Source organism: Streptomyces sp. NPDC001508 (assembly GCF_040298665.1).
Lineage (GTDB): Bacteria > Actinomycetota > Actinomycetes > Streptomycetales > Streptomycetaceae > Streptomyces.
The window spans coordinates 1-3,101 of sequence record NZ_JBEPAP010000137.1; the positions used below are offsets into that span (position 1 = coordinate 1).

The window sequence follows — 3,101 nt, forward strand, 5'->3', positions numbered from 1 at the left end:
AAGCTGATCTTCGCGTACGCGGAGGCGACGGTCCCGCTGATCACGGTGATCACCCGCAAGGCGTTCGGCGGGGCCTACGACGTCATGGGCTCCAAACACCTGGGCGCCGACCTCAACCTGGCCTGGCCCACCGCCCAGATCGCGGTCATGGGCGCGCAGGGCGCCGTGAACATCCTGCACCGCCGCACCATCGCCGAGGCCGGGGCGAACGGCGAGAACGCCGAGGCGGCCCGGGAACGGCTCATCCAGGACTACGAGGACACCCTCCTCAACCCGTACGTCGCGGCCGAGCGCGGCTACATCGACGCGGTGGTCCTGCCCTCCGACACCCGCCGCCACATCGTGCGCGGGCTGCGTCAACTGCACACGAAACGGGAATCCCTGCCTCCGAAGAAGCACGGCAACATCCCTCTCTAGACCCGTCGGGAGCCGGCATGAACATCAAGGTCGTACGGGGCAATCCGACCCCGGAGGAGCTGGCCGCCGCACTGGCGGTGGTCCGCGTCCGCGCCGCGGCGGCGGCCGCCGCGCCGTCCGGGGCGCGGACCCCCAGGGACGCGTGGTCCGACCCTGCCCGCATCGCCACCACCCACGTCCCCCACCCAGGCCCAGCCACCTGGCCCCGCACCTACTGGCCCAGCTAGAAGCCCGAGGAACCGCACCCGGTGCCGCGCCCCCCGCACCCACCGACCAAGCCCACACCAACAAAAGGGGCGCGAGGAACCGCGCACAGTGCCACGGCACCGGCCCCCAAGCAAACCCCCGCACTCAAGCGCCCCACCCCAACCCCCGCACCCGCCGATCAAGCCGACGACAACAAAGGGGCGCGAGGAACCGCGCACGGTGCCGCAGGCGCCGCCCGCCAACTTGAGTACCCGTACTCAGGCCCCGCCCCCCGCCCCAGCCGCACGCTGGTGGCATGCTGTGGTCGGACCCCGAGAACGAGCCGCCCGAGGAACTGCGCGAGGCGCAGGCCATGTTGCGGCGGCTCGGCCTCCTCATGGCGCTGGGCATGGTGCTCGCAATGATCTTCGCCGGCCTGAGATGAACCTGGGCCCAACCCGAGGGGAGCGAACCGTCGCCGGCCTGAGCTGAGTCCCGGCCGAACCCGAGCGGAGCGGACCCGCCGTTACGCTGATCGCATGACAGACCACCCGCGCCGCCGGCTCGTGCTCGCCTCCCAGTCCCCCGCCCGGCTCGGGCTGCTCAGGCAGGCCGGGCTGGACCCCGAGGTGATCGTCAGCGGTGTCGACGAGGACGCGGTCACCGCGCCCACCCCCGCCGAGCTGGCGCTCGCCCTGGCCGAGGCGAAGGCCTCCGTGGTGGCGGCCCGGCCGGAAGCGCAGGGCGCGCTGGTGATCGGCTGCGACTCGGTGCTGGAGCTGGACGGCCGGGCGCTCGGCAAGCCCGCGGACGTCGAGGAGGCCACCGCCCGCTGGAAGTCGATGCGCGGGCGGGCCGGGATCCTGCAGACGGGGCACTGCGTCTGGGACACGACGAGCAAGCGGTATGTGTCGGCGACCGCCTCCACCGTGGTGCGGTTCGGCGAGCCGACGGACGACGAGATCGCCGCGTACGTCGCCTCCGGCGAACCCCTCCATGTCGCCGGTGCGTTCACCCTCGACGGCCGCTCGGCCCCGTTCATCGAGGGGATCGACGGCGACCACGGCAACGTGATCGGCATCAGCCTGCCCCTGGTGCGCAAGCTGCTGGCCGAACTGGGCGTCGGCATCACGGAGTTGTGGACACTCGCGGAGTGACGCCCGGAGCGGCCGTCGCGAGTATGTCGTCCCGCGGCTCCACCGCCCCACCACGGGACCGCTGGGTGCCGGACCCGCCGGACCCACCGGACCCGGCCCACGGCTCCTCGGCGACCGCCCCCGGACCGTCCGCGGCTTCCGGGGCCCCGCCGGCGCCGGGCGCGTCACCGCCCGCCGACGAGGCCGTGCCGGGCCGCTCGTCGTACGTCATCAGGAGCAGGACGACCAGCGCGAGCACGACGACCATGAGCAGGAACGCGCTCCGGCCCACCAGCCCCCAGGCGAAGGCCCCCAGCAGCCCTTGCACCACGGCGACGCTGATCAGCAGCGCGCGGCCGAGGCCGGACGGGGCCCGGTCACGGAGCGCGACGAGCAGGGCGATCAGGCCGCACAGCGCGAAGTAGAGGCCGAAGACCACTCCGCCGATCTTCGAGGACATCGCCATGGTGCCCGGGGCGAGGCCGGCCAGAAACATGTACTGACGGTCGACGACCATCCCGAGGAACCAGTTCAGCGCGGCGACGAACAGCGCCTCGCAGAAGAGGACGACCGCCACGACCCATGCCACCGGTCTGCGCACCACCGGCCCACCCACTTTCGACCCGCCGAGCAAGACTGCCGTTACCCGAAGTACGTTCGGGGCACCGCGAACGCTACTAACGGGTAAACCAAGGGACAAGGGTTCTGCCGCCGCCAGTGAACCGTTGGGCCATTCGTAGGGACTCCACAAAGAAACGAAGTGCGCCGCAGCACGCTCTCACAGAGACCTTGACCACATGACAGGACTAGGGTTTTCCGGTGGAGTCCTGCGTACCGCGGTGCGACAAGGGCTTTCGCGGGTCGAGCGGGCCTCGTATCACGCTCCGTGTGGGCAAGCTCACCAGTGGGGACGGGTCGAAGTGCCGTGTCGGCAGTCCCTAAACTCGGCTTGTTTCAAGGAGGGAGCCTCAATCGTGCGCAAGGTGCTCATCGCCAACCGTGGCGAAATCGCTGTCCGTGTGGCCCGGGCGTGCCGGGACGCGGGGATCGCGAGCGTGGCCGTCTACGCGGACCCGGACCGGGACGCTCTGCATGTCCGCGCCGCTGACGAGGCGTTCGCCCTGGGCGGTGACACCCCGGCCGGCAGCTACCTGGACATCGAGAAGGTCCTGAACGCGGCGCACGAGTCGGGCGCGGACGCCGTCCACCCCGGTTACGGCTTCCTCTCCGAGAACGCCGAGTTCGCCCAGGCGGTGCTGGACGCGGGCCTGATCTGGATCGGCCCGCCGCCGCAGGCCATCCGGGACCTGGGCGACAAGGTGGCGGCCCGGCACATCGCGCAGCGGGCGGGCGCCCCGCTGG

6 protein-coding genes are annotated in these 3,101 nt (G+C 71.6%); 5 read left to right on the forward strand and 1 reads right to left on the reverse strand.

Features of this window, described 5'->3' with window-relative positions; translation table 11 throughout:
* From ABT245_RS45590 to ABT245_RS45605, 4 genes are all read left to right on the forward strand, one after another.
* A partial coding sequence (locus ABT245_RS45590; RefSeq protein WP_351746991.1) for a carboxyl transferase domain-containing protein occupies positions 1-417 on the forward strand: 417 nt, incomplete at its 5' end.
* Between the two features lie 17 nt (positions 418-434).
* The gene (locus ABT245_RS45595) at positions 435-644 is read left to right on the forward strand and encodes an acyl-CoA carboxylase epsilon subunit (RefSeq protein ID WP_351746993.1); all 210 of its coding nucleotides are present in this window, start codon (positions 435-437) and stop codon (positions 642-644) included.
* Between the two features lie 275 nt (positions 645-919).
* A complete protein-coding gene (gene mmpB / locus ABT245_RS45600; protein WP_351746995.1) occupies positions 920-1,048 on the forward strand; it encodes a morphogenic membrane protein MmpB in 129 nt (42 codons plus the stop codon).
* A gap of 94 nt (positions 1,049-1,142) precedes the next feature.
* Positions 1,143-1,760, forward strand: a complete 618-nt coding sequence (locus ABT245_RS45605) for a Maf family protein (protein WP_351746997.1) — start codon at positions 1,143-1,145, stop codon at positions 1,758-1,760.
* Here the strand turns inward: ABT245_RS45605 and ABT245_RS45610 are convergent.
* Positions 1,732-2,343: a hypothetical protein gene (locus tag ABT245_RS45610; protein ID WP_351747000.1), complete on the reverse strand. Its 612-nt coding sequence runs from the start codon at positions 2,341-2,343 to the stop codon at positions 1,732-1,734. The genes ABT245_RS45605 and ABT245_RS45610 overlap by 29 nt on opposite strands.
* 370 nt (positions 2,344-2,713) lie before the next feature.
* Here ABT245_RS45610 and ABT245_RS45615 point away from each other — a divergent pair.
* A partial coding sequence (locus ABT245_RS45615) for a biotin carboxylase N-terminal domain-containing protein (RefSeq protein ID WP_351747002.1) occupies positions 2,714-3,101 on the forward strand: 388 nt, incomplete at its 3' end.